The organism is Pseudomonas sp. PDNC002, from assembly GCF_016919445.1.
GTDB lineage: Bacteria > Pseudomonadota > Gammaproteobacteria > Pseudomonadales > Pseudomonadaceae > Pseudomonas.
Genome location: NZ_CP070356.1, coordinates 3,848,627 through 3,873,388, shown reverse-complemented (window position 1 = coordinate 3,873,388; position 24,762 = coordinate 3,848,627). Strand labels below are relative to the sequence as shown.

The 24,762-nt window shown below is 65.6% G+C and carries 18 protein-coding genes; 9 read left to right on the top strand and 9 right to left on the bottom strand.

All coding sequences use genetic code 11. The features are described 5' to 3' along the window. Nucleotides 1–154 precede the first annotated feature (154 nt). From JVX91_RS17740 to JVX91_RS17730, 3 genes are all read left to right on the top strand, one after another. Nucleotides 155–2,680: an ATP-binding protein gene (locus JVX91_RS17740; RefSeq protein WP_205335504.1), complete on the top strand. Its 2,526-nt coding sequence runs from the start codon at nucleotides 155–157 to the stop codon at nucleotides 2,678–2,680. A 122-nt stretch (nucleotides 2,681–2,802) separates the two neighbouring features. Further along, nucleotides 2,803–3,330, top strand: a complete 528-nt coding sequence (locus tag JVX91_RS17735; protein ID WP_205335503.1) for a cysteine hydrolase family protein — start codon at nucleotides 2,803–2,805, stop codon at nucleotides 3,328–3,330. A gap of 19 nt (nucleotides 3,331–3,349) precedes the next feature. Beyond that, nucleotides 3,350–4,264: a LysR family transcriptional regulator gene (locus JVX91_RS17730; RefSeq protein ID WP_205335502.1), complete on the top strand. Its 915-nt coding sequence runs from the start codon at nucleotides 3,350–3,352 to the stop codon at nucleotides 4,262–4,264. On the opposite strand, the gene JVX91_RS17725 is transcribed toward JVX91_RS17730, so the two are convergent. The 5 genes from JVX91_RS17725 to JVX91_RS17705 form a co-directional block, all read right to left on the bottom strand. After that, nucleotides 4,261–5,541, bottom strand: a complete 1,281-nt coding sequence (locus JVX91_RS17725; RefSeq protein WP_240201615.1) for an OprD family porin — start codon at nucleotides 5,539–5,541, stop codon at nucleotides 4,261–4,263. The two genes, JVX91_RS17730 and JVX91_RS17725, sit on opposite strands and share 4 nt — an antisense overlap. A gap of 58 nt (nucleotides 5,542–5,599) precedes the next feature. Continuing rightward, complete coding sequence (locus JVX91_RS17720) at nucleotides 5,600–7,438, bottom strand: amidohydrolase (RefSeq protein WP_205335501.1); 1,839 nt, start codon at nucleotides 7,436–7,438, stop codon at nucleotides 5,600–5,602. A gap of 19 nt (nucleotides 7,439–7,457) precedes the next feature. Then, nucleotides 7,458–8,012, bottom strand: coding sequence for an antibiotic biosynthesis monooxygenase (locus JVX91_RS17715; protein ID WP_205335500.1), 555 nt, complete (start codon nucleotides 8,010–8,012; stop codon nucleotides 7,458–7,460). 53 nt (nucleotides 8,013–8,065) lie between these two features. Continuing rightward, nucleotides 8,066–8,722: a hydrolase gene (locus tag JVX91_RS17710; protein ID WP_205335499.1), complete on the bottom strand. Its 657-nt coding sequence runs from the start codon at nucleotides 8,720–8,722 to the stop codon at nucleotides 8,066–8,068. 214 nt (nucleotides 8,723–8,936) lie between these two features. Beyond that, complete coding sequence (locus JVX91_RS17705; protein ID WP_205335498.1) at nucleotides 8,937–9,953, bottom strand: alpha/beta hydrolase; 1,017 nt, start codon at nucleotides 9,951–9,953, stop codon at nucleotides 8,937–8,939. Between the two features lie 458 nt (nucleotides 9,954–10,411). Here JVX91_RS17705 and JVX91_RS17700 point away from each other — a divergent pair, with 458 nt between their 5' ends. Beyond that, nucleotides 10,412–13,552 (top strand): autotransporter outer membrane beta-barrel domain-containing protein, encoded by a 3,141-nt coding sequence (locus JVX91_RS17700; RefSeq protein WP_205335497.1) that lies wholly within the window; start codon nucleotides 10,412–10,414, stop codon nucleotides 13,550–13,552. A 103-nt stretch (nucleotides 13,553–13,655) separates the two neighbouring features. Here the strand turns inward: JVX91_RS17700 and JVX91_RS17695 are convergent, their stop codons facing one another. Beyond that, nucleotides 13,656–14,726 carry a hypothetical protein gene (locus JVX91_RS17695; protein ID WP_205335496.1) on the bottom strand — a complete coding sequence of 357 codons (1,071 nt, stop codon included), beginning with the start codon at nucleotides 14,724–14,726 and terminating at the stop codon, nucleotides 13,656–13,658. Between the two features lie 235 nt (nucleotides 14,727–14,961). On the opposite strand from JVX91_RS17695, the gene JVX91_RS17690 reads away from it, so the two are divergent. Both JVX91_RS17690 and JVX91_RS17685 read left to right on the top strand, forming a co-directional pair. After that, the gene (locus JVX91_RS17690) at nucleotides 14,962–16,965 is read left to right on the top strand and encodes a U32 family peptidase (RefSeq protein ID WP_205335495.1); all 2,004 of its coding nucleotides are present in this window, start codon (nucleotides 14,962–14,964) and stop codon (nucleotides 16,963–16,965) included. A gap of 240 nt (nucleotides 16,966–17,205) precedes the next feature. Continuing rightward, entirely contained in the window at nucleotides 17,206–17,607 is a 402-nt protein-coding gene (locus tag JVX91_RS17685; protein WP_205335494.1) for a hypothetical protein, read from the top strand. Nucleotides 17,608–17,970: 363 nt separating this feature from the next. On the opposite strand, the gene JVX91_RS17680 is transcribed toward JVX91_RS17685, so the two are convergent. Next, nucleotides 17,971–18,591 (bottom strand): FMN-binding negative transcriptional regulator, encoded by a 621-nt coding sequence (locus JVX91_RS17680; protein ID WP_205335493.1) that lies wholly within the window; start codon nucleotides 18,589–18,591, stop codon nucleotides 17,971–17,973. A 213-nt stretch (nucleotides 18,592–18,804) separates the two neighbouring features. On the opposite strand from JVX91_RS17680, the gene JVX91_RS17675 reads away from it, so the two are divergent. The 3 genes from JVX91_RS17675 to JVX91_RS17665 all read left to right on the top strand — a co-directional run bounded on the left by JVX91_RS17675 (nucleotide 18,805) and on the right by JVX91_RS17665 (nucleotide 22,391). Continuing rightward, nucleotides 18,805–19,998 (top strand): GGDEF domain-containing protein, encoded by a 1,194-nt coding sequence (locus JVX91_RS17675; RefSeq protein ID WP_205335492.1) that lies wholly within the window; start codon nucleotides 18,805–18,807, stop codon nucleotides 19,996–19,998. A 108-nt stretch (nucleotides 19,999–20,106) separates the two neighbouring features. Then, nucleotides 20,107–21,630, top strand: a complete 1,524-nt coding sequence (locus JVX91_RS17670) for a sensor domain-containing diguanylate cyclase (protein WP_205335491.1) — start codon at nucleotides 20,107–20,109, stop codon at nucleotides 21,628–21,630. Next, complete coding sequence (locus tag JVX91_RS17665; protein ID WP_205340036.1) at nucleotides 21,630–22,391, top strand: NAD-dependent deacylase; 762 nt, start codon at nucleotides 21,630–21,632, stop codon at nucleotides 22,389–22,391. Before JVX91_RS17670 ends, JVX91_RS17665 begins: the two co-directional genes overlap by 1 nt. A gap of 155 nt (nucleotides 22,392–22,546) precedes the next feature. On the opposite strand, the gene JVX91_RS17660 is transcribed toward JVX91_RS17665, so the two are convergent. Together JVX91_RS17660 and JVX91_RS17655 are read right to left on the bottom strand one after the other, a co-directional pair. Then, on the bottom strand, nucleotides 22,547–23,650 hold the full coding sequence (locus tag JVX91_RS17660; protein WP_205335490.1) for an agmatine deiminase family protein: 1,104 nt from the start codon (nucleotides 23,648–23,650) through the stop codon (nucleotides 22,547–22,549). 10 nt (nucleotides 23,651–23,660) lie between these two features. Further along, nucleotides 23,661–24,761 carry an extracellular solute-binding protein gene (locus tag JVX91_RS17655; RefSeq protein WP_205335489.1) on the bottom strand — a complete coding sequence of 367 codons (1,101 nt, stop codon included), beginning with the start codon at nucleotides 24,759–24,761 and terminating at the stop codon, nucleotides 23,661–23,663. Between the last annotated feature and the right edge of the window lies 1 nt (nucleotide 24,762).

The following is a 24,762-nucleotide window of genomic DNA, read 5'->3' as shown; positions in this document are numbered from 1 at the left end:
CACAGGCTGGCGAATTGACACCCGCTCCTGCGGGTCGTTCGAAATATTCGCGACTATCGATAGAAATAAGTGGAATCTTCTGCCGACGGGCACGATCCAACGTCCGATAGGGACCATGATCAACCGTCGGACTGATCAATCGCAGGATCTGCAGATGCCAACACTTCCAGGGGAAACCGTCGCATCGCCCGAACCGGGCCAGGGCGAGTTCCTCAACAGCAGTAGCGCCATGGCACCGTTGATTCGCCAGCATGACTGGGCGGCTTCACCCCTCGGTCCCATGGAGCAATGGCCGGCCACGCTCAAGGGCATCCTCGAAGTCGGCCTCAATTCGCGCCTGCCGGTATGCATCTACTGGGGCCCGGAATTCATTCTGCTGTACAACGACGCCTGGAGTGCGATTCCCGGCGACAAGCATCCCGGCTGCCTGGGCCAGCCGGCGCGCGAGGCCTGGTCGGACATCTGGTCGATCCTCGACCCCATGTACAACGGCATCCTGCAGACCGGCGTGGCCGCCCACGAGGAAGATCGCCTGCTGCCCATGGTGCGCTTCGGCTATGTCGAAGAAGCCTACTTCACCTACAACGTCAGCCCGATCTTCGGCCAGGACGGCAAACCCGTCGGCCTGTTCAATACGGCGGTGGAAACCACCGGCACCGTCATCCAGCAGCGCCGCCAGCGCCTGCTCACGCGCCTGGCCGAGCGCCTGGGGCACGTCGACGACAGCAAGCAGATCTGCACCCAGGCAATCGCGCTGCTCGCCGATGCCGCCCATGACGTGCCCTTCTGCCTGATCTACCACGCCGGCACCCTGCTCGGCGCCAGCGGGACCGACGCCCGCGACCGTTTCGCCCCGGCGCAACTGACGGTGGACGACGATCCGCTGCACCTGTTCAGCGGCCTCAATCATGCGCATCAGTCGCCCCTGGGTAGCCAGCACGTCCGCGCTTTCGCGCCCTGGCCGGAGGCCCTCGACAGCACCTACGCCACGCCACTGACGGGCTATGCCGACAGCCTCGCGGTATTCGGCATCAGTCCGCGGCGCCGCCTGGACGAACACTACGCCGAGTTCTTCAACGAACTGGCCGCCCTGCTCGGCAGCGCCCTGGCCGCGGCCACCCAGCGCTCGCAAGAGCGGCAGGTCCAGGAGGCGGTCCAGGAGGATGCCCGGCAACGTACCCTGGAGCGCGACCGCGTCTGGGCCATGAGCCAGGACCTGCTGTGTGTGCTCGACCACCAGGGCGTCCTGCGCAGCGTCAACCCCGCCTGGACCAGCCTCCTGGGCTGGACAGAGCAGCAACTGAGCGGAAGCAGCAGCGAGTCACTGGTGCACCCGGACGACCTGCCCGCCAGTATCGACATGCGCGCCGTCCTGTCCCGTGGCGAGCGCCTGCAGCATTTCGAGAACCGCTTGCGCCACGCCGACGGCAGCTACCGCTGGGTGTCCTGGCACGCCAGCGAGGACAACGGCCTGATCTACGGCTGCGGGCGCGACATCACCGAGCAGAAGCGCAGCGCCGAACTGCTGAAACAGGCGCAACTGGCGCTGCTGAGCGCCCAGCGCATGGAAGCGGTCGGCCAGCTCACCGGCGGCATCGCCCATGACTTCAACAACCTGCTGGCCAGCATCCGTTTCAGCCTCGACCTGATCACCCGCCGCGCGCCGGCCAACGCCCAGCCGGAGATCAACCACATTCTCCACGCCGCCACCCAGGCCACCGAGCGCGCCGCCGAACTGACCCACAACCTGCTCGCCTTCGCCCGCCGCCAGGCGCTGGCGATGCACCCCGTGGCGCTCGACCAACAGTTGCACGCCTGGCAGGCCGAACTGAGCGAGCGGGCCGGACCGGGAGTCGAGCTGACCCTCGACACCGATGCCGCCGACAGCGTCATCAGCGACCGCGACCAGTTGCACAAGACCCTGCAGCACCTGGTGGACAATGCGCGAGACGCCATGCCCTCGGGCGGCACCCTGGAAATCACCCTGCGCACCCAGGAGATCGTCAGCGGCGACAGCGATCTACCGGCCGGCGACTACCTCGCCCTCAGCGTGCAGGACAACGGCCAGGGCATGAGCGAAGCGACGCTGGCCCACGTCTTCGACCCGTTCTTCACCACCAAGGGCATCGGCCCCAACAGCGGCCTGGGCCTGTCGATGGTCTACGGTTTCATCAAACAATCCGGCGGACACATCCGCCTGCGCAGCCAGCCCGGCCAGGGCACCTGCGTCACACTCTATTTCCCGAGAGGCAGCTCCGTGGTCAGCATCCCCGACATTCCCGTCACCCCCAACCAAACGGCCAACCAGCAACTCTGCGTGCTGGTGGTCGAGGACAATGACCTGGTGCGCATGCTCACCGTGGAAGTGCTGGAGGAGATCGGCTACCAGGTGCTGCAGGCCGAGGATGCCGAGCAGGCGCTGCCGGTCCTGCAGGGCGAAACGCGCATCGACCTGCTGCTCACCGACGTGGGCCTGCCGGGGATGAACGGCGAGGAATTGGCGCAAGCCGCGCGCCAGGTGCGCCCCGAGCTGCCCATCCTGTTCGCCACCGGCTTCGCCGAGATCGTGCACATCGACGGCAGCGAACTGGCCACGCGCATGTCGATGATCGCCAAGCCCTTCTCCATCGACGCGTTGCGCGACAAGGTCAACGGCATGCTGGGCCGCCAGGGCGACTGATCGCCCGCGCGGCGCGCAAGCGGCTCGGGCGCAGGCTCAGCGCAACGTGCGGACGAGATTGGCCCGGCGCATCCGGGCAGCTACCATTCCCCGCTCCACTGAGTTTCCGGAATTTTCCCACCATGAGCACCGCCCTGCTGATCATCGACGTCCAGTCCGACCTGTGTTCCGGCAACTCCGCCTGCTTCGATATCGACAACGTCCTGCAGCGCATCAACGGCATGAGCCGCGCGGCGCGCCAGGCGGGCGTACCGGTGGTACTTGTACAGCACGAGGACGACGACCTGCCGTATGGCAGCGCGGGCTGGCAGCTGGAGTCGCGCCTGCTGGCCGAAACCAGCGACCTCAAGGTACGCAAGACCACGCCGGATTCCTTCCTGCGTACCGAGCTGGGCGAGCTGCTGCAGGCGCGCGGCGTCGACCACCTGGTGATCTGCGGGCTGCAGAGCGACTACTGCGTCGACACCACCACCCGCCGCGCCCTGGCCCAGGGTTATGCGGTCACGCTGGTGGGCGATGCGCACTCCACCGTGGACAACGCCGTGCTGAGCGCCGCGCAGATCACCGCCCACCACAATGCGGTGCTGGGCAGCATCAGCAGTTTCGGCCAGCGCGCGACAGTCGTCGCAGCCACCGACGTGCGCTTCTGATCGCCGCAGGGAGATCGCCGTGAACTTCGACTGGAACGACATCCCGATCCTCCTCGCGCTGGCCCGCCACGGCAGCATGAGCGCCGCCGGCCGCGCGCTGGGCGTCGACCCCTCGACCATGAGCCGGCGCCTGGTGGCCGCCGAAAGCGCCTTGCAGACCCGCCTGTTCATCCGCGACAACGCCGGCTACAAGGCCACCGATGCCGGCGAGGCGTTCCTCGCCTATGGCGAGCGCATCCTCGGCGACGTGCAGAGCATGTTGCTGGAGACCCGCAACGAAGCCAGCGCCATCACCGGCTCGGTGCGCCTGACGTCGATCGATTTCCTCTTCAGCCACTGGCTGGTGCAGCACATGCCGCAGTTGTCGCGCACCTATCCGAACCTGCAGCTGCAATTGATTCCGGCCAACCGTTCGTTGTCCTTCACCCGCCGCGAGGCCGACTTCGCCCTGCGCCTTGCGCGCCCCCAGGAAGACGCCGCACTGGTGGCCCGCAAGGTGGCCGATATCGGTTTCGCGGTCTATGCCGCCACCGCCTTCGCTCAACTGCCGCCGCAGGACTGGCCGCAGCAGCCCTGGCTGGCCTATGGCGAAGAGCTGGACGACACCCCGGAAATGCAGTGGCTGCGCACCTTCGCCCCTGACGCCAGCTTTGCCCTGCGCGCCAGCAGCGTGACCACCCTCACCCACGCCTGCGAAACCGGCCTGGGCATGGCACTGCTGCCGTGCATCCTCGGCGAACGCAATGGATTGGTACGCCTGACCGGCCCGGTGGTGGCGCGGGAAATCTGGCTGCTCAGCCACCGCGACGCGGGGCGTATCGGGCGCTTCCAGGCGGTGAGTGACTGGCTTCGCGCGATCTTCGATCAGGACGCGGCGCAGTTCAGCGGCGAGAACCTGGCTGGCCGCGACATCGGCCGCTGCAAGCCTGACTAGAACACGCCCTTGAGCGGGTACTCGACGATCAGGTACAGCCGGTCGATGTCATCGCCGCCCTGTGCGGCGTTGGCGCGATGGCTGACCTGCGACACATACAGCGACAAGTCCTTGGCCGGACCGGACTGGAAGACATAGCGAAACTCGCTGTCCCGCTCCCAGTGACGGCCGCCCCGGCCTTGCAGTCCGGCGTAGGCGCCATTGGCCGGCGCATGGCTGCCGTTGATGCCACTGCCACGCACATAGCGGGTCATGAAGCTCAGCCCCGGTACGCCGAACACCCCCAGGTCCAAGTCGTAGCGGGCCTGCCAGGAGTGCTCGCCGGGCCCGTTGAAATCCGCGTACTTGATCGAGTTGGCGAGGTAGATGGAGTCGCCTCCGACGAAGTCGAATGGCGTGTCGCCGTCGATCTTCTGGTAGCCGAGCAGGAAGCCCTGGGCCCCCACCCGATAGCGCGCCGCCAGGCTCCAGGCGGTGGTGTCGATGGCTCCGGCGCGGGCCTGGCCTTCGTCGCGGGTGCGGTAGAGATTGCCGTCCAGCAGCAGACCGGCATGGCGGTAGTGCAGGTTGAGGTAGTACTGCCGCCAGGTGTCGTCGAGCTGACCGGCGAACAGCGACCCGCCGAGCGACTCGGACGGCGTGAAGTCGGCGCCGGCGAAGCTCACGGCGCTGTGCCGCGTGGTCGCTCCGTATCCGTCGAAGTCGCCTCGGCTGGAGCTGGCATCCTGGTTCTTGAACGCCGTGAACCGCCCGGCCTGGAAACGCACACCGCCCAGTTCGCGGGAGTCGATCAGGGCGCCGGTGGCGTATTCGGGTTGCAGACGCTTGTCGCCGGTGTCGAAGACCGGCGTTTCCACCGTCATCTCGCCGACTTTCAATGTGGTCTGCGACAGGTCGAGTTTCAGCGCGCCACCGGCGTCGGAATAGTCGTCCGCCGCTTCACCCTCGGCGTTGCGTGGCAACAGGCCGGTGCCGGCGTGGCCACGGCCGCTGTCGAGCTTGAGGCCGAGAAAGGCGTGGGCGTCGAAGCCCACGCCGAGAGTTCCCGGCGTAAAGCCTGATTCGAGCGTGGAGATGAAACCTTGCGCCCACTCCTGGCGATAGCTCTGCCCGCTGGGCGATGGTTGGGTGCGGTAGTCGGTCTGCAGGAAGTAGTTGCGGCTGAGCAGCGATACCGTGGCGCCCTCGAACACTCCGTCGTGGGACGCCGCCTGGGCGGTGGCACAGGCCAGCGCGAAGCAAGACAGTGGCGCGGCGCGGAGCATGAGCCGATACATGACGGTATCTCCGTCCGGGCGGGAAGAAAGCGCGGGCCGGCAGGCCCGCGCAGACAGGTCAGAAGGCGAAGCAGGAACAGCCGAACGCACCCCAGAATCCCTGGAAGTCGCTCACCGGCACGCTCGATTGCCGGGCGCGCTCGTGGCTGTGGCCATGCACGCCGCAGGAGCCGGCGCACTGGTGCACCGCTTGCTGCAGCGGACCCTGCAGCCGCCAATGGCCGGGAACCTTGGCCACCGGCGACCAGTCCGGCAGTACCGGAATCGCCGTCGGCGCCTGCCGCTCGAAGTCGCCGCTGCCGAACACCACGCGGCCGTCCACCACGGTGAGCACCGATTCGATCGCCTTGATGTCGTCTTCCGGCACGCTGAAGTAATCCGCCGAAAGCACCGCCAGGTCGGCCATCTGCCCGACCTTGATCATCCCTTTCTTGCCCTGTTCATTGGAGAACCAGGCGCTGCCGTGGGTGTAGAGCTGCAGCGCGGTGGAGCGGGACAGGCCCTCGGGGTACAGCTCCATGCCGCCGACGGTCTTGCCGCTGACCATCCAGTACAGCGAGGTCCAGGGGTTGTAGCTGGAGACACGGGTGGCATCGGTACCCGCACCGACCGGTACGCCTTCAGCCAACATGCGCTTGATCGGCGGGGTCGCCTCGGCCGCCTGCTTGCCGTAGCGGTCGACGAAGTATTCACCCTGGAAGGCCATGCGGTCCTGGATGGCGATGCCGCCGCCCAGCGCCCTCACCCGCTCGATGTTCTTCGGCGAGATGGTCTCGCAGTGGTCGAAGAACCAATGCAGGCCGTTGAAGGGAATGTCCAGGTTGACCTTCTCGAACACGTCGAGCATGCGCGAGATGGATTCGTCGTAGGTGGCGTGCAGGCGGAACGGCCAACGCTGTTCGACGAGGTGACGCACCACCGGTTCCAGCTCGGCTTCCATGGTGCCGGGTAGGTCCGGGCGCGGTTCGAGGAAGTCCTCGAAGTCGGCCGCCGAGAACACCAGCATCTCGCCGGCGCCGTTGTGCCGCAGGAAGTCGCTGCCCTGCCCGTACTTCACGCTGCTGGTCCAGTTCTTGAAGTCGGCCAGTTCTTCCTTGGGTTTCTGGGTGAACAGGTTGTAGGCGATGCGCACGGTGAGCTGGTTTTCTTTTTCCAGCTGCTCGATCACCTGGTAATCGTCCGGGTAGTTCTGGAAACCACCGCCGGCATCGATGGCGCTGGTGACGCCCAGGCGGTTCAGTTCGCGCATGAACTGGCGGGTGGAGTTGACCTGGTACTCGAACGGCAGCTTCGGCCCTTTCGCCAGGGTCGCGTAGAGGATCATCGCGTTCGGTCGCGCCACCAGCATGCCGGTGGGCTCGCCCTTGCTGTCGCGGACAATCTCGCCACCGGGCGGGTTCGGGGTGTCCTTGGTGTAGCCGACGACGCGCAGCGCGGCGCGGTTGAGCAGCGCACGGTCGTAGAGGTGAAGGACGAAGACGGGTGTTTCCGGCGCCGCCTGGTTCAGCTCTTCGATGGTCGGCATACGTTTTTCGGCGAACTGGAATTCGTTCCAGCCGCCCACCACGCGCACCCATTGCGGCGAGGGCGTGCGCAGCGCCTGCTCCTTGAGCATGCGCAGGGCGTCGGCCAGGGACGGCACGCCTTCCCAGCGCAGCTCCAGGTTGTAGTTCAGCCCGCCACGGATCAGGTGCAGGTGCGAGTCGTTGAGGCCGGGGATCGCGGTGCGTCCCTTGAGGTCGATGACGCGGGTGGCGCCGGCGCGCAAGGCCATGGCCTCCGCTTCGGTGCCGACGGCGATGAACTTGCCGTCGGCGATGGCCACGGCGGTGGCCTCGGGTTTCTCGCGGTCGACGGTGTGGAAGCGGCCGTTGGTCAGGATCAGGTCGGCGTACATGGGCAAGTTCCTCTTTCGATCAGCGGGCGTTGAGCCAGGCGGAGAACAGGCGCGTGGCCCGTGGCATGAAAACGTAGACCACCAGCAGGACGATGGTCGCGACGATGAGCATGTTGGCCGGGACGAAGCCGCCCAGCAGCGGGACCTGGGAGAACAGCGGGCGCCAGAGCTGCGGCACCAGCATCACCAGCGGCAGGATCACCAGGTAGGAAACGGCCGCTTGCTTCCAGCGCGGCGGTTGCTTCTGCGGGTTGTCCGGGGTGGTGAACCAGAACTCGTGGGCCTTGTGCAGTTCCTTCTGTTCGCCGTCGACCAGGTGCGGGTCAGCGCGTTCGATCAGCTCGCGGCGTTGCGGCGAGTCGAGCCAAGCCTGCAGTTCATTGGCGCTGGCGAAGCGCAGCACGGAAGTGAAATGGTCGCCCTGGCGCATCACATCCACGCCCAGGTGGCCGGGGAACTCGCTGGCGGCGCGGGTCAGCTCGCGCAGGATGGCTTCGTAGGCGGCCACGCTGTCGGGCCGCGCACGGTGGCGGATGATCAGCGTAACGGACTCTTGGTTGAGTGGGCGGCTCATGGGGTTCCCTCCGGCAGTTCCCTCCCTCGTCGGAACGAGGGAGGGTTAACCGATCAGTGGCCTTCGCTGGCGTTGAACATGGTCTTGGCGTAGATCAGGCCCAGGCCATAGGCGCCACCGTGTTCGATGGAGGTCTTCACGGTCTGGTCGTAGGTTTCGCCGCGGGCCCAGTCGCGCTGCAGTTCCAGCAGGTATTGCAGCGACGTCATCGGGCGTGCGCCCAGCTGGATCATGCGTTGCAGGGCCATCTCATGGGCTTCGGTGGACACGTCGCCACAGGCATCGGCGATCACGTAGACCTCGAAGCCCTGGTCGATGGCCGAGAGTGCCGGGCCAACGATGCACACCGAGGTCCAGAGTCCGGCCAGCACGATCTTCTGCTTGCCGAATTTGTTCACTTCCACGGCGATGCGCGGGTCTTCCCAGGTGTTCATGCTGGTGCGGTCGATGACGTTGTGTTCCGGGAACACCGATTTGATCTCGTCGAAGATCGGCCCGGAGAAGCTCTTCTCGGCGACGGTGGTGAGGATGGTGGAAACCTTGAATTCCTTGGCGGCCTTGGCCACCAGTGCCGCGTTGTTACGCAGGGTCACCGCGTCGATGGACTTGGTGGCGAAGGACATCTGCGACTGGTGGTCGATCATGATCAGGGTGTGATCGGTCGGGTTCAGCAGGGTCTTGCCCGGAACGGCTTTGGCGATAGCGGTCATGGTGAGTTTCCTTCTTCGTTGCATCAGTGGGAGAGTCTTCTGGTCGGTCCGCATGGGTGGGTACCGAACCGTGGAGCCATCTTTGCCGATCACCCGAAGGCGCGGAACAGACAGCTTTGCAGGGCCACTTTGCAGTTCTGCAACGGCCCCTCCACGCCGCGCCACGACAGGGCTGCGCGACACCGCAGGGGCATTGCGGAAATGCCAGGCGGCCTTACTTCAGGTGAACCTTGAGTTCTTCACCGGCCTGGCGCAGGGCGGCCTGTACCGCCGGTACTTGGCTGACCACGTTGAGCAGGCCGTAGTCGTGGATCATTCCGTTGTAGCGCACGGAGGTGACAGCCACGCCAGCGGCATCGAGCCTGCGCGCATAGGCTTCGCCTTCGTCACGCAGCACATCGGATTCGGCCGTCTGGATCAGCGCCGGCGGCAAGCCCTTGAGCTGTGGGAGGGTGGCGCGCAAGGGAGAAGCGTAGACCTCGGCGCGCTGTTTCGGGTCGGTGGTGTAGCTGTCCCAGAACCACTGCATCATCGGCTTGGTGAGGAAGTGCCCCTGGGCGAACTGGTTGTACGAACCGGTCTCGAAGCTGGCGTCGGTCACCGGCCACAGCAGGGCCTGGAAGCGCAGCTTGGGTGTGCCCTTGTCCTTCGCCATCAGGGCGACCACCGCCGCCATGTTGCCGCCGACGCTGTTGCCGGCCACCGCCAGACGCTTGCCGTCGACATCGATGTCCTTGCCGTGCTCGGCAACCCACTGGGTGGCGGCGTAGGCCTGGTTGATCGCTACCGGGTAATGCGCCTCGGGGGACGGGGTGTAGTCGACGTAGACCGCCACCGCGCCGGAGTTCACCACCAGGTCGCGGATCAGGCGGGCGTGGGTCGGATAGTCACCCAGCACCCAGCCGCCGCCGTGGAAGTACATGAACGCAGGCAGCGTGCCCTTCACGCCGGCCGGGCGGACGATGGTCAGCTTCACCGGGCCGACTGCGGTCTGCACGGTCTTCTCGCTGACCTGAGTACCGGAGAGATCGACTTTCACCGAGGCCTGGGCGCCAGTCAGAACTGCACGGGCGTCCTTCGGCGAGAGGGTTTCCAGCGGCTTGCCGCCACCCGCCTCCAGGGCTTCGAGGAAGGCCTGGGTGTTGTGCTCGACGGTCGGGTTGCCGGCGGCGAAGACGTTGCCGACGGCCAGGGCGAGGGAGGCGGCGAGCAGGGATTTCTTGGCGTTCATGGTTCGGTTCCTTGAGGGTGTGGGGGAGGTTTTCCGAAACGACGAGCGCATCTTCTGCCAAGCCTGGGAAGCTCGGAATAGACAGGTTTGCAGGGTCACTTTGCAGTTCTGCAAGGGCACCGCCCTGCCCTCTGCAGCGTTGCAAGGGAGCCGCATTGCGCAGCTCCAGGGCGGGTCCGTATTGATTCAGGTCAGGCGCAAATCCGCCTGGCCATGACGTTTCTCAATACCCATGGCGGATTCGAAAACCTTCTGACACAGCTCAACGGTATTTCCGGGCGAGGTAGTCAACAATCGCCATCGCTATCAACTCCCGTGAGTGACTCACAGTGCCAGGACACCACCACTGAAACCCACCATCCCACCCCTTCACGTCGGGCATTGCCTGACGCGGCACACGGAAACTGCGCAACCGGGTTCTCTTCACCCATCCCGCCGAGAGGCGGTAGGAGACCGTGATGAAGAACACCCCATTGATGCTCTTCCTGGTCAGTCCACTGGCCATGGCCACCGCGATGGCGGCCAACAGCGTCACCGAAAACAACCAGAGCTACACCGCCAACCAGAGCGGCCTTTACGAAGACTTCACCCAGGTTGGCACCATCAAGACGTTCAACGTCAGCAACGGCGCCATCATCACCATGACCGGGCCGAGCGGCTCGCCCCTGGTGCTCACCGGGCAGACCGTCAGAACCGACGCCGGCAATACCGTCGACATCAAGGGCGCTGGCAGCCTGGTCACCGTCAACAGTGACCTTGAGTACCAATACGGCAGCAACACCAACTCTGCCGGCAAATATGTCTACAACGGCATCGCCGTCACCGGCGGCGGGCGCTTCGTGCTCAACGGCAACCTCACCGCCTCCAGCACCAACACCAGCTACAGCAGCCCCAAGAGCGCGATGTACGTCGATGGCACGACCTCCAGTGCAGAGCTCAACGGCAATGCCAACCTGACCATCGCCGCCGGCAAAGGGTTGTTCGCCGCCAATGGCGGGACCATCGACATGACCTCGGACAGCAGCTCACCCTACGTCCTGACGGTCACCAACAAGTCCAGCCAGCGTTCGGTGGAAGCCAACAATGGCGGCACCGTGACCCTCGATCTGGTGGACATGAACGGCACCGGATTCAGCAACGGCGTGGGTCTCTACGCCACGAAGAACTCGTCGATCACCTTCATGGGCGGCGACTTCAATCAGGGCAGCAACAGTCGCTACGGCGCCAACGCTCTGTTCGCGCTGAACCACTCAAGCGTCACCGCCACCGGCTATGACAGCGGCCACCTGCGGATCAAGACCGCCGGCACCAACGAGATGGGCGCCTGGGCCACGGGCAACTCGGTGGTGGAGATCAACAGCGAGAAACACCAGAACTTCGAGACGGTGATCCACACCACCGGCACTGGGCAATCCCACGGCCTGGCCGCAGGCTCGCTGGGCGGCGGCAGCGCCAGCGCCCCCGCCAACAGCACCGGCCACGCCGGCTCGCAATACGGCAATTCCGAAGTGACGGTGTACGGCAAGGCCGACATCACCACCGAAGGCAAGGACTCCGCCGGCCTGCGGGTGATGGGCGACGGCGCGAAGATCACGCTGACACCGCTGGTGGCCGGCGTGCGCAACAGCATCACCTCCGCCGCCAGCGCGATCCGCTACTCCTTCGCCAACGGCTACAGCCTCGCCAGCAACGGTGACCGCCTCGAAGGTGGACAGGTGATCGACCTGACCGACACCGACATGGCGCACCTCGACGGCGCCACCGGCACGGCCGGGCTGATCGAAGTCGGCGGCCTGGCCGGACGCACCAGCGACGGACAGAACAGCGGCATCATGAACGTCGCCGATGCGGTGCAGGACGCCACCCTGAACCTCGCCAACAGCAGCGCCACCGCCCAGGACGGGCGCAGCCTGCTCAACGTCAACACCAGCCAGAACAGCGCCGATGGGGCGTTCGCCAGCAGCTTCACGCTCAATGCCGAGAACAGCGAACTGGTGGGCCGTGCGGTGACTGACAGCACCGTTGCCAGCGATGGCAGCGTCAGCAGTGCCACCCTCAACCTGAAAGGTTCGCGCTGGTTTCTGCTGGACAAGAACAGCAGCGACGCCAACCACTACACCACGTCGAACCTCACGGCGCTGGACCTGCAGGACGGCTCGCAGGTGTTCCTCAACAGCCGCGAGTCCTGGCAGAACGGCTTTGCCGCCAACCAGCCCGAGCACTACGGCAGCCTGCAACTGGGCTCGCTGAGCGGCGCCGGGGCGTTCCACTTCTACACCGACATCGTCAACCAATTGACCGACAAGTTGACCATCAGCGATGCGGGCGGCAGCACCGGCAGCCACTCGGTGCTGGTGGCCAACGACGGCTCGCAGAGCACCCTGGGTAACGAGCGCATCGAGATCATCGAAACCAACGGCGGCAGCGGCCAATTCGGCCTCTACGAAGGCGCGCTGGTGGAACTGGGCGGCAACACCTACGCCCTGCGCAAGAACGAGGGCGACAACTGGGAGCTGTATGGCTACACCGCACCGCCGGTGGATCCGGGCCCGACCGATCCCGTCGACCCGACGCCGCCTGGCCCGGACCCCGAGGATCCAACGCCGCCCGGCCCGATCGAGCCAGGTAACCCCGTCGAACCGGCACCGCCGGCACCCGGCCCAGGTCCCGGCACCTCCACCACCCGTGCCTTCCACGCTCAGGTGCACACCAACTACCTGCTGTCCTACCTCGACATGCAGACCCTGCTGCAACGCATGGGCGAGCTGCGCTATACCGAGCGCGACACCGACGGCAACGTCTGGCTGCGCACCAACGGCGGCCGCCTGCACTCCTTCGCCGGCGGCAACTTCGACGGCTATCGCCTGAGCTACCAGGGCATCCAGCTCGGCGTGGACCGCCGTGTGCCGGTGTCCAGCGGCGACCTGTTCGTCGGTGCCATGCTCGGCCACACCGAGGCCGACCAGAGCTTCGACGAGGGCAGCGGCGGCGCGCGCAACACCCATGTCGGCATCTACGGCACCTGGCTGCACGAGAACGGCTTCTACATCGACGCCGTCCTCAAGGCCGCGCGCCTGAAGAACAACTTCAGCGTCAGCGACACCCAGGGCAACCGCGTGAAAAGCTCCGGCCACAGCACCGGCTACTCGGCCTCGCTGGAAGCCGGCAAGCGCTTCAGCCTGCACCGCGAAAAGGACAGCCAATGGTTCGTCGAACCCCAGGCGCAACTGGTCTACACCGACCAGGGCGGCTTCTCCTCGCGGGCCAGCAACGGCCTGAAGATCCACTACGACGACTACGACTCGCTGCTGGCCCGCGCGGGCGGCATCGTCGGCTATGAGCTGAGCAACGCCAAGCACAAGTCCGAGGTGTACCTGAAGGGCGGCTATGTGCGTGAACTGATGGCCGACGACATCGGCTACCGGGTCAACGGCACGCCCAAGCAGAGCTCGGACTTCAGCGGCGGCTGGCGTGAAGCGGCCGTGGGCATCTCCACGCGGCTGGAAGGCGGGCACAGCCTGTTCATGGAAGTGGGCTACCGCGACGGCGACAACTTCGACCAGAACCACGCCAACGTGGGTTATCGGTTCGAGTACTGAGCACGCAGGGGGCGGCGGCCGGCCGTCGCCCCCTGCCCGGGCTCAAGCCCCGCCGCGAGCCTGGAATGCGAAACCGCGCCGGGACGATTTCAGCAGGGCCGGTTCAAAGGATGATCCGAACGCCCAACTGATCCATATCCCGATTGAATATCGTCACTGCGGTGACCATTTCCTGAATATTCGGGTTATCCGAATAGTCGGCAATCGATATCTGGGAAATCTGCCCGGCATTATCAAACCTGACAATCTTCTTCTTCATGATGTACTGCAGCACGGCCTGAAAATAAACAGCAAGCCCCTGTTGATCCCGGAAGAACTTTCCCGCCTTTATCTCCTTGAGCAACGGCGTACCCAGCACTGCTTCGTTGATGGTGATGGCTGGATATTCAGCATCATCGAACCAGGGTGGAGCGAGGTCGACCTCCGAATAATCCTTCGCCTTGATAAGGTTCTCGTACTTGGAATGGGTCTTATGATCGAATTGCCCCAGCCTGTTGTTATGCGCCCCGACAGATTGCGGATGCGCCCGACTGTACCCGCCACTGTCACGGAACACGTTCCCGATGCGGTTATCCAGTTTCTTGGACCACTCATAAGGGTCCGTATTACGCCTGGTGAAGAACGCATGTCCCGGTTTATACAGGACAACCTGCGAGCGGTAGCCGGCCACCATGCAATTGTTCAGAACCGTCAATGACATCGGCTGCTGATTGCCGAAAAAGCCGCCGTTATTCAGCGTGCCAACCAGGTGGTTGCAGAAGTCCAGAATCATATTGGGCTCATACTTGATACCCAATTCGATCTGATGCCCTATCTTGCCTGCCGAAAAACAGGCATTGAGATTTATCTTGCGGAATCGCAATCCGGCCTCGAGAAATTTGGCGGTGAGTTCCGCAAGGAGCTGCATCGAAGGAAAGGTACTGTTATCCGAGGCCACATAATGCGCGGCCAGATACAACCCGATCGACTGTGCACCGTTGAAGAAGGCGATATTGACGTTTGCCGCCTGAAACAGCGTGGTGGCCGTCGGGTTGTCCGGCACCACCACCTTGGTGTTCACCAGACGGGCCCCGTGCTTGCTGCCCTTGGTCGCCATGGCCTCATGGCTGGCATTCATTTCCGGGTCATCATCCGGCCCGACGAAAGTGAGCGACAGGATATGTGTACATCTCACGGGGTAGGCTCCTTGGGTTGGGCGCAGCCGGCTGCGCCCTTTCAATGTAGCCCGGCGAAGTGTGCTGACAAGACCGGAGCCTGCACCCATGCTCCTAGCCTCCCCCCCATCCGGCCGCCCGTGCCGGCAGCCTGCGCACCGCCGGGCATGCCGCCCGGCACGCCGCGGATGCCGGCGCGGCGTTTGGCCGGTACAATGCGCGATTGCCCGTGCCACGCCTCATAAAGAAGAAACCATGTCCTTGCCCAAACACCATCTGGAACTGCTCAGCCCTGCCCGCGATGTGTCCATCGCCCGCGAGGCCATCCTGCATGGCGCCGACGCCGTCTACATCGGCGGCCCGAGCTTCGGCGCGCGGCACAATGCCTGCAACGAGGTGAGCGATATCGCCCAGCTGGTGGAGTTCGCCCATCGCTACCACGCGCGGGTGTTCACCACGATCAACACCATCCTCCACGACAACGAGCTGGAGCCGGCGCGCGCGCTGATCCACCAGCTCTACGACGCCGGTGTCGACGCGCTGATCGTGCAGGACCTGGGCATCATGGAGCTGGACATTCCGCCGATCGAGCTGCACGCCAGCACCCAGACCGACATCCGCACCCTGGGCCGGGCGAAGTTCCTCGACCAGGCCGGCTTCTCCCAACTGGTGCTGGCCCGCGAGCTGAACCTGCAGGAAATCCGCGCCATCGCCGACGAGACCGATGCCGCCATCGAGTTCTTCATCCACGGCGCGCTCTGCGTGGCCTTCTCCGGCCAGTGCAACATCTCCCACGCCCAGACCGGCCGCAGCGCCAACCGCGGCGACTGCTCCCAGGCCTGCCGCCTGCCCTACACCCTGAAGGATGACCAGGGCCGCGTGGTGGCCTTCGAGAAGCACCTGCTGTCGATGAAGGACAACAACCAGAGCGCCAACCTCAGCGCCCTGGTGGATGCCGGCGTGCGCTCCTTCAAGATCGAAGGGCGCTACAAGGACATGGGCTACGTGAAGAACATCACCGCCTATTACCGCCAGCGCCTGGACGGCATCCTCGCCGAGCGCCCGGACCTGGCCCGCGCCTCCAGCGGCCGCACCGACCACTTCTTCGTGCCGGACCCGGACAAGACCTTCCACCGCGGCAGCACCGATTACTTCGTCAGCGATCGCAAGATCGACATCGGCGCCTTCGACTCGCCGACCTTCACCGGCCTGCCGGTGGGCACCGTGGAAAAGGTCGGCAAGCGCGACATGCTGGTGGTGACCAAGGACCCGCTGTCCAACGGCGACGGCCTCAACGTGCTGGTCAAGCGCGAAGTGGTCGGCTTCCGCGCCAACATTGCCGAGCCGAAGGGCGAGTTCGAAGAAGACGGCGAGAAGCGCTATCGCTACCGCGTCGAGCCGAACGAGATGCCCGAGGGCCTCTACCGCCTGCGTCCGAACCATCCGCTGTCGCGCAACCTCGACCACAACTGGCAGCAGGCGCTGCAGAAGACGTCCGCCGAGCGCCGTGTCGGCCTGTCGTGGGTTGCCAAGCTGCGTGAAGAGCGCCTGGAACTGACCGCCACCAGCGAGGAAGGCGTCAGCGCCAGCGTCGCCCTGGACGGTCCGTTCGGCGTCGCCAACAAACCGGAACAGGCGCTGGACCAGTTGCACGACCTGCTCGGCCAGCTGGGCACCACCCAGTACCACGCCGACGCCATCGAGCTGGACGCCCCGCAGGCGTTCTTCATCCCCAACTCCCAGCTCAAGACGCTGCGCCGTGAGGCCATCGAGGCGTTGACCGCAGCCCGCATCCAGGCCCACCCGCGTGGTGGCCGCAAGGCCGAGACCAACCCGCCGCCGGTGTACCCGGAAGCGCACCTGTCGTTCCTGTTCAACGTCTACAACGAGAAGGCCCGCGCGTTTTACCACCGCCACGGCGTGCAACTGATCGATGCCGCCTACGAAGCCCACGAGGAAACGGGCGAAGTGCCGGTTATGATCACCAAGCACTGCCTGCGCTTCTCCTTCAACCTGTGCCCGAAACAGGCCAAGGGCGTCACCGGCGTGCGCACCAAGGTGCAACCGATGCAGCTGATCCACGGCGACGAAGTGCTGACCCTGAAGTTCGATTGCAAGCCGTGCGAGATGCACGTGATCGGCAAGATCAAGGGCCACATCCTCGGCCTGCCGCAGCCGGGCAGCGAGGGCGTGAACACCATCGTCGGGCAGATCAGCCCGGAAGACCTGCTCAAGACCATTCGCAAGCCGGCGCATTGAGGCCATCCGCATTGGCTTTGGCACTGCGCTGAAAACCCCTCACCCCAACCCTCTCCCCAAGGGAGAGGGGGCGGTCCGAGCGATGGGTAATTACAGGTAGTCAGCCGGCTGACACCCAAATGAAAGCCCGCACCGAAACGGTCCCCTCTCCCTCCGGGAGAGGGCTAGGGTGAGGGGGCCGCAGGCCACAAACAGATCTGCCCCTGCGCAATTCCCCGATCCCCCGCTATGATCGGGAGCATGCCCACCACTCCCCCACTCCGCCAGCAATGCCCACCCGGTGCCTGCGACTGCGACCGGGAGCGGCTGCTGGCCGACCCCAACGCCGACCTGCGCATCCTGCTGCTGACCCGGCACGAAGAGCAGCGCCTGCTGGAGCGCCTGGAAAATCTCAAGGACCTGGCCGACCTCGAGCATCTGCAACAGAAGCTCTTTGACCAGCTCGGCATCCGCCTGCACATCGCCCCGGGCTTCAACGAAGTGCGCACCATGCGCGGCATCGAGTTCGCCTTCGACGAGCAGCCCGGCCTCTGCCGCAAAACCCGCCAGGCCATCCCCGCCGCGATTCGCCGGGGCCTGGATAAGAATCCGGAAATCGCCTGGCGCCTGCTGGATTCGCACGATCTGCTGGGCGGCTTCTGATCGCAGGCGTGGCCCGCTCCTGCAACCGCCGCACGAATCATCCGGGAGCGTAGGAGCGGACGTCATCCGCGATTGGCTCCCGGCAGCGCCGATGCGACAAACAGGTGCCAATGCGCCCCTTGGGAGCGGAGTCTCTGCGCGATCCAGCTAGGAAGCTGCCTGGAAGCAATCGCGGACGGAGTCCGCTCCTACGAGATGCCTCTCTGCTTGGGCCGCCCTCACCCTCTCTCAGGGAGAGGAAACCGTCAGGTGCAGGATGAAACCATCGCGTCAGTCGGCTCGGACTGCCCCCTCTCCCTCTGGGAGAGGGCTGGGGTGAGGGAGATGTATCGCTACGGACTTCCCTGAAGAAGACAGTTGCCCCTATTCCTTTGCCGACCGCATCGCCGCGGAAAGCTCCGAGCTGCCGAGTTGCTCCAGCCGCTCGGCGGCGCCCAGCCGATCCCGGTCTTCCTTGTTCTGGCTGAGCTTGGACTTGCCGACGATCTCGCTGATCTCCACCTCGATGCCGACGATGTTCGCCAGCATGCCGCTGATGAATTCCGGGGTGGAGTCGCTCATCTTCCAGGGGCGTTCCTCGCCGGCCTCGTGCGTGCGGGTCAGGCGGCCGACCACGCCGCGCACGAAGCGCTCCTCGTCCATCACCTTCAGACAGCCGCGCACGTGGACCACCTGGTAGTTCCAGGTCGGCACCTGGCGGTGCGCCTCGTGCTTGCTCGGGTACCAGTTGGGCGACACATAGGCGTGCTCGCCACGGAAGATGACCAGCACCTCCTCGCCGTCCGCGTCCTGCCACACCGGATTGTTGCGGGCGACGTGGGCGCGCAGCAGCGGCTTCTCGCCGGCCAGTTCCAGTTCGAACGGCAGGTGATTGGCGTCCAGCAGGCCGTCGTGGCCGGTGACCAGGATGCCCAGGGGATACTCGCGGATCAGCCGGTGCAACTCATCCGGCCGGGTTTCCTCGAAATGCGCAGGTACGTACATGTAAAGCCTCGACATCAGGTGGTGCAGTCATCATGCCGCCGCATTGGCACCCTATAAAGATCCATTTACAGCCATCGGTGAAGGACCAATCCCAGGCGAGTGAAGATTTGCCACACCCCATGCATCGCCCCGCTGGACGGCAATGGTGCCGCACCCTACTCTAGCCCTTGGCCAGCATTCGCCCTGGATGGCAGACACAGGCTCCCACTCTCGATGACCGCACCCGAGTTTCCCGCTGTTCCTCCCCGGCAGTCCCAGGGGAGAATTCCGCCGCGCCTGCAGGATGCCTACAAGGCGTACGTGGTCCAGCACTACCGGCGTTTCCTGCTGGCGATCAACTTCATCGCCATGGCGGCCTACGACTCCTATGTCCTGGCCGATGCCCTGCTGATCCCCGACATGGCCAGGGAATCGCTGCTCCTGCGTTCCGGCCTGAGCCTGATCGGCCTGATCAACATCTTCCTGGTGTTCCGCTTCAGCCGCAGCGTGCTGGTGATGGACCTGCTGATGCCGGTGCACGACATCATCTCCACCATCGCCTGGTTCGAGCTGCTCAAGCGCAGCGCCTCGCCCGACGTGCCCTTCTTCCTCTATGCCTCGGTGGTCTTCGTGCTACTGGGCAACCTGGGTGTGCGCTACTCCTTCAAGGGCATTGTCACGGTCTCGGCGATCATCTCCGCGATCATTCTCTACAACGTCTGGCTGATCCACGACGGCGCCACCAAGCCGCTGCTGATCTTCACCCTGGTCTACCTGCCCATCGCGCTGTTCAGCCTGTTCATCAGTTGGACCAACATCAAGGGCGTGCGCCAGGCATTCCTCGCCGACCTCGAGGAGCGCCGCCAGCGCGCAGAACTCGCCTCGCTCAACCTGCGCCTGCAGGAACTGGCCGCCACCGACGGCCTCACGGGCGTGGGCAATCGTCGTGCCCTGGACCTGCAGCTCAACGAGAGCTGGCACGGCATGCGCGCCCATGGCCGTCCGTTCGCCCTGCTGATGGCCGACATCGACTACTTCAAACCCTACAACGACCACTATGGCCACCAGGCCGGCGACCGCTGCCTGTGCCAGGTTGCCGAATGCCTGGTCAGCACCCTGCGTGGCGGGCGGGCGAACGTCTATCGTTATGGCGGAGAAGAGTTCGCCATCCTGCTGGAAGCGACCAACGCCGAGGACTTGCGCTGCGTCGCCGAACGGCTGCGCGAGCAGGTGGCCAACCTGGGCATCGAGCATCTCTACCGGCCCGACAGCCTGCGCCACCTGACCATCAGCCTGGGGGCGGCGATGGCCAATGAGCACGACCTGAGCGAGCCGCGCGAGCTGCTGGCGCGTTGCGACCGGCACCTGTACTTCGCCAAGCAGAACGGTCGTAACCGTGTGCAACTCAGCGCGCTGCAAGGCGTCTGACGAACGACACGTAACCCGGCGCGCGCGGCCGGCATCTTCCTGGTCTGCTGCCGGGCGATGTCCGCGGCGCGTGGCAACCGCCACAGGGACCGACCCAACGAGGCCAGTGTGAAACGCGACATCCGCCTTGCCTTCCTCCTGCTGTCGATCATCGGCCTCACCCTGGCCACGGCCACCGCCTGGGAGCTATGGTCCGCCCGCGAGCGCACGCTGGCCGAAGCCACCACGCACAACCTGAACCTCACCCAGGCGCTGGACACCTATGTCGAAGGCATCGTCACCCAGAGCTCCATGCTCCTGCTGGGCCTGGCCGAACGCCTGGAGCACGAGGGGCCCGGCGCCCCCCAGCTGCAACGGCTGAACGACCTGGTGCAGCGCCAGCAACACCTGCTCGGCCAACTGGACGGCATCGGCATTTACGACGCCCAGGGCAACTGGTTGATGACCTCCACCGGGCGCTTCCCGCCGGGTTCCAACAGCGCCGACCGCGCCTTCTTCATCCACCATCGCGACAATCCCTCGCTGGACGCCTACATCGGCGAGCCGATCCATAGCCGCTCCACCGGCACCTGGGTCATAACCGTCAGCCGCCGTTACAACGATGCCCAGGGCAAGTTCGCCGGCGTCATCGTCGCCGCCCTCGGCGTGCAGGACTTCCTGCGGCTGTTCGGCAAGATCGACATCGGTGCCACCGGTGCCATCGGCGTAGCCACCAGCAACGGCCAGGTGCTGGTGCGCTATCCCTTCCGCGAGAGCGACATGGGCCGCGTACTCTCGCGCTCGCCGATCTTCACCCGGTATCTGGAAAACACCACCGTCGGCAGCGCGACCTTCGCCTCCTCGCTGGATGGCATCGAGCGCATCTACGCCTTCCGCAAGAACGAGCGTTATCCGCTGGTGACCTCCGTCGCCCTGGGCAAGGACGAAGCCCTCGACGCCTGGCGCGCCGACGCCCTGCGCACGGTGGCCATCGCCTTCGGCCTGCTGATGGTCATCGTCGTCATCGGCAGCCTGCTGATTCTCGCCATCCAGCGCCGCATCGCTACCGAACGACTGTTGCGCGACGCCCGTGAAGACCTGCTCAAGGCCAACCGCCAGCTGGAAGTGCTCGCCTCCCGCGACCCGCTCACCGGGCTTGAAAACCGCCGCGCCTTCGACGACCACCTCGTCGCCGAATTGCGTCGCGCCCAGCGCGAGCGCGCGCCGCTGAGCCTGCTGCTGATCGACATCGACCACTTCAAGCGCTTCAACGACACCTACGGCCACCCCGCCGGCGACGACTGCCTGCGACGCATCGGCCGCATCCTCGCCGACAGCGTGCGGCGCCCTGGCGACCTTGCCGCGCGCTACGGCGGCGAGGAGCTGGCGGTGATCCTGCCCAATACTGACGGCGACGGCGCGCTGGCCGTCGCCGAGCAATTCATGCAGCGCCTGCTGCAGGCCAACCTGGCCCATGTCGGCAGCCCAGTGGGGCGCATCACCGCGAGCATCGGCATCGCCACCCTGCCCGGTGGCAGCGACAGCAGTCCGCAAGCCCTCATCGAAGCCGCCGACCGCGCGCTGTACCGCGCCAAGGCGGCCGGCCGCAACCGCCTGGAGCGGGCGCCGACGCGGCAAGGAGCAAACCCGTGATCTTCGACTCCACACTGCTGGAAGCCCTGCGCAACGCCCGCCACCTGGTGGTGTTCACCGGTGCGGGAGTATCCGCCGAGAGCGGAATCCCCACTTTCCGCGACCGTCTTACCGGCCTCTGGGAACGCTTCGACGCCGCCTCCCTCGCCACTGCCGAAGCCTTCCGTGCCGACCCGGCGCTGGTCTGGGGCTGGTACCAGTGGCGGCGCAGCATCGTGCATCGCGCACAGCCCAATCCCGCACACCGGGCCATCGCCGCTCTGGCAAACAAGGTGCCCAGGCTTACGCTGATCACCCAAAACGTCGACGACCTCCACGAGCGCGCCGGCAGCCACGACGTCACCCACCTGCACGGCCAGCTGGAGCGCCCGCGCTGCTTCAAATGCCAGCGCGAACCGGATGCGCCGCTACCCGTACCGGACGAATCCGAAGCCGGCCGCCGCGTGCAACCGCCGACCTGCCTCCATTGCGGCGGCCCGCTGCGCCCCGGGGTGGTGTGGTTCGGCGAGAGCCTGCCGGTGAATGCCATCAGCCACGCCTTCCAGGCCGCCGAAGACTGCGACCTGCTGATCTCCGTGGGCACCTCCGGCGTGGTCTACCCGGCGGCCGAAGTCCCGCAGGTCGCCTGGCGCGCCGGGGCGACCATCCTGCACATCAACCCCGCACCGGGCCCGCTGCACGGCGAACGCGACTTCGCTCTCGCCAGCGCGGCGGGTAATGCCCTGCCAGCTTTGCTGAACTCGGCTTTCGCCGAGCACTGATTCCACCACTCTGTAGGGCGCATAACCCGGAACGGGTTATGCGCCGAAAAGGCGGATAACGCCTGGGGCGTTATGCGCCCTACTTTCTGGCTGAGCTGCACACCGGGTCCACGATGTCATCGATTTCGTAGGAGCGAGCCAATCAGCCCTGACCGCTAAACCGCCGGCATCTGCAACGTCACGCAGTGGATGCCACCGCCACCGGCAGCAATCGGGTCGATGTTCAACTGCACGATCTCCCGGTCCGGGTACAGCTCGCTGAGCAACGCATGGCAATGCTCGTCCGCCGCCGGATCGCCAAACTTCGGCGCGATCACCCCGCCGTTCACTGGCAGGTAGTTGATATAGCCGGCGGCGAAGTCCGGATTGTCGCGGTTGAATGCGCTTGGCTTGGACTTCATCGGCGGCGGCAGCGTGTGCAGCTTCAGCGGGCGGCCATCGGCATCCGTGGCGGTCTTGAGGATCTCCAGGTGGCGACGGGTGACAGCGTGGTCATAGGACTGCGGATCATTGTCCAGATTGACCACCACCACGCCCGGCTCGACGAAGCGCGCGTAGAAGTCCACGTGCGCATCGGTGATGTCCTTGCCACGGATGCCCGGCAGCCAGATCACCTTGCGCAGCCCCAGCATGCGCTTGAGTTCGGCCTCGACGCGAGGACGCGACCAGCCAGGATTGCGGTTGTCGTTGACCCAGCAGCTCTCGGTGAAGATCGCCGTGCCGTGGCCATCGACCTCGATGCCGCCGCCCTCGCCGCACAGCTCGCTGACGATGGCCTTGGCCTCCAGGTCCTCGGCCAGCGCCGCCGACACTTCACGGTCGCGCTCGGCGTGCTGCTTGCCGCCCCAGCCATTGAAGTTGAAGTCGGCCAGCGCCAGGCCGCCCGGCGCATCGTTGACCAGGAAGCAACCGCCGTAGTCACGTACCCAGATGTCATCCACCGGCACCGGCAGGAAGTCGACGTTCTGCCCACCGCAGGCACGCTTGGCCTCCGCCTGCTGCTCCGGCCGGCAGAGCACCGTCACCGGCTGGAACTCGGCAATGGCGCGGGCCAGCCGCGCCACGGTGGCGTTGACGTCCGGGGCGATGTCTTCCCAGACGTCGGCGCTCGCCGCATAGGCGACGAACACCCGCTCCTGCTTGCGGTGTTCGTCAGGCATGTACCACTTGCCCGAGGCCAGGGCGACGCGCCCCAACCCCAGGCCGAGCCCGGCGGCCAGCGTGATGCCGGTGCCGAGCAGGTTCCTGCGTGTCATCATCCTCGCCTCCTCAACCGCCGGTGCCGGTCTTGAAACTGGTCCAGGTGCGCATCCGCGCGCGCATGTCGCGCTGGGGAATGTCCTTGCCGGGGAACAGCCGCGCGTAGGCCTTCTCATCAAGATAGATGTCCGGGTTGTCGCGCATGCTCGCCTCGACCATCGGTCGCGCCTTGGCGTTGGAGGTCGGGTAACCGGTGGCGTTGCTGATCGCTGCCATCACTTCCGGACGCATCAGGTAGTTGATCAGCGCGTAGGCGTATTCCGGGTGCGGCGCGTCGACGGGAATGGCCATGGTGTCCATCCATACCGAGGTGCCTTCGCGCGGGACGCGGTACTCGAAGCGCTCAGGCTTCTTCGCCTCGTCGGCCGCCCGCTGCGACTGGGTGACGTCGCCGCTGTAGCCCAGTGACAGGCACAGGTCGCCATTGACCAGCTGGGTGACCGGCTGCGACTGGAACTTGCGGATGTACGGACGGATGCCGTTGAGCAGCGCCAGGGCGTCCGCCAGGTCCTGCGGCTTGCCGCTGCGCGGGTCGCGGCCGAGGTAGTTGAGCACCACGGCCAGCACTTCGTCCGGCGAGTCGATCATGGAGATGCCGCAATCGGCGAAACGCTTGGCGACGTCCGGCTTGAACAGCATGTCCAGGCTGTTCACCGGCGCGCCGGGCATGCGCTGCTCGATCTTCGCCTGGTTGTAGGTCACGCCGATGCTGCCCCAGGTATAAGGCACCACCGCGTGGCGCGAGTACGGGTACTTGGTCTGCAGCGTCTGCAGGCCCGACTCGATGTCGGCCAGCTGCGTCAGCTTGCTGTCGTCGAGCTTCTGCAGGGCGCCAGCGCGCATCAGCCGCTCGGCCACGGTGTCGCCGGGGAAGACCAGGTCGTAGCCGCTGTGCCCGGCCATCATCTTGGCTTCCAGCGTCTCGCTGCTGTCCATCACGTCGTAGATGACGCGGATGCCGGTTTCCTTGGTGAAATTCGCCAGGGTGTCGGGGGCGAAGTAGTCCGCCCAGTTGAACAGGCGCAGGACCTTCTCCTCCTCCGCCACGGCCGGTTGCAGGACGCACGCCAGGGACAACCCCAGCGCGCCGATCAGCAGGTGCTTGTTCATG

Excerpts from the sequence above, each read along its gene's own strand:
- JVX91_RS17685 (WP_205335494.1), top strand. The coding sequence starts at position 17,206 with ATGCCCACCACTCCCCCACTCCGCCAGCAATGCCCACCCGGTGCCTGC.
- JVX91_RS17690 (WP_205335495.1), top strand. The coding sequence starts at position 14,962 with ATGTCCTTGCCCAAACACCATCTGGAACTGCTCAGCCCTGCCCGCGAT.
- JVX91_RS17720 (WP_205335501.1), bottom strand. The coding sequence starts at position 7,438 with ATGTACGCCGACCTGATCCTGACCAACGGCCGCTTCCACACCGTCGAC.
- JVX91_RS17705 (WP_205335498.1), bottom strand. The coding sequence starts at position 9,953 with ATGAACGCCAAGAAATCCCTGCTCGCCGCCTCCCTCGCCCTGGCCGTC.
- JVX91_RS17660 (WP_205335490.1), bottom strand. The coding sequence starts at position 23,650 with ATGATGACACGCAGGAACCTGCTCGGCACCGGCATCACGCTGGCCGCC.
- JVX91_RS17655 (WP_205335489.1), bottom strand. The coding sequence starts at position 24,761 with ATGAACAAGCACCTGCTGATCGGCGCGCTGGGGTTGTCCCTGGCGTGC.
- JVX91_RS17725 (WP_240201615.1), bottom strand. The coding sequence starts at position 5,541 with ATGTATCGGCTCATGCTCCGCGCCGCGCCACTGTCTTGCTTCGCGCTG.
- JVX91_RS17710 (WP_205335499.1), bottom strand. The coding sequence starts at position 8,722 with ATGACCGCTATCGCCAAAGCCGTTCCGGGCAAGACCCTGCTGAACCCG.
- JVX91_RS17740 (WP_205335504.1), top strand. The coding sequence starts at position 155 with ATGCCAACACTTCCAGGGGAAACCGTCGCATCGCCCGAACCGGGCCAG.
- JVX91_RS17700 (WP_205335497.1), top strand. The coding sequence starts at position 10,412 with ATGAAGAACACCCCATTGATGCTCTTCCTGGTCAGTCCACTGGCCATG.
- JVX91_RS17675 (WP_205335492.1), top strand. The coding sequence starts at position 18,805 with ATGACCGCACCCGAGTTTCCCGCTGTTCCTCCCCGGCAGTCCCAGGGG.
- JVX91_RS17715 (WP_205335500.1), bottom strand. The coding sequence starts at position 8,012 with ATGAGCCGCCCACTCAACCAAGAGTCCGTTACGCTGATCATCCGCCAC.
- JVX91_RS17735 (WP_205335503.1), top strand. The coding sequence starts at position 2,803 with ATGAGCACCGCCCTGCTGATCATCGACGTCCAGTCCGACCTGTGTTCC.
- JVX91_RS17680 (WP_205335493.1), bottom strand. The coding sequence starts at position 18,591 with ATGTACGTACCTGCGCATTTCGAGGAAACCCGGCCGGATGAGTTGCAC.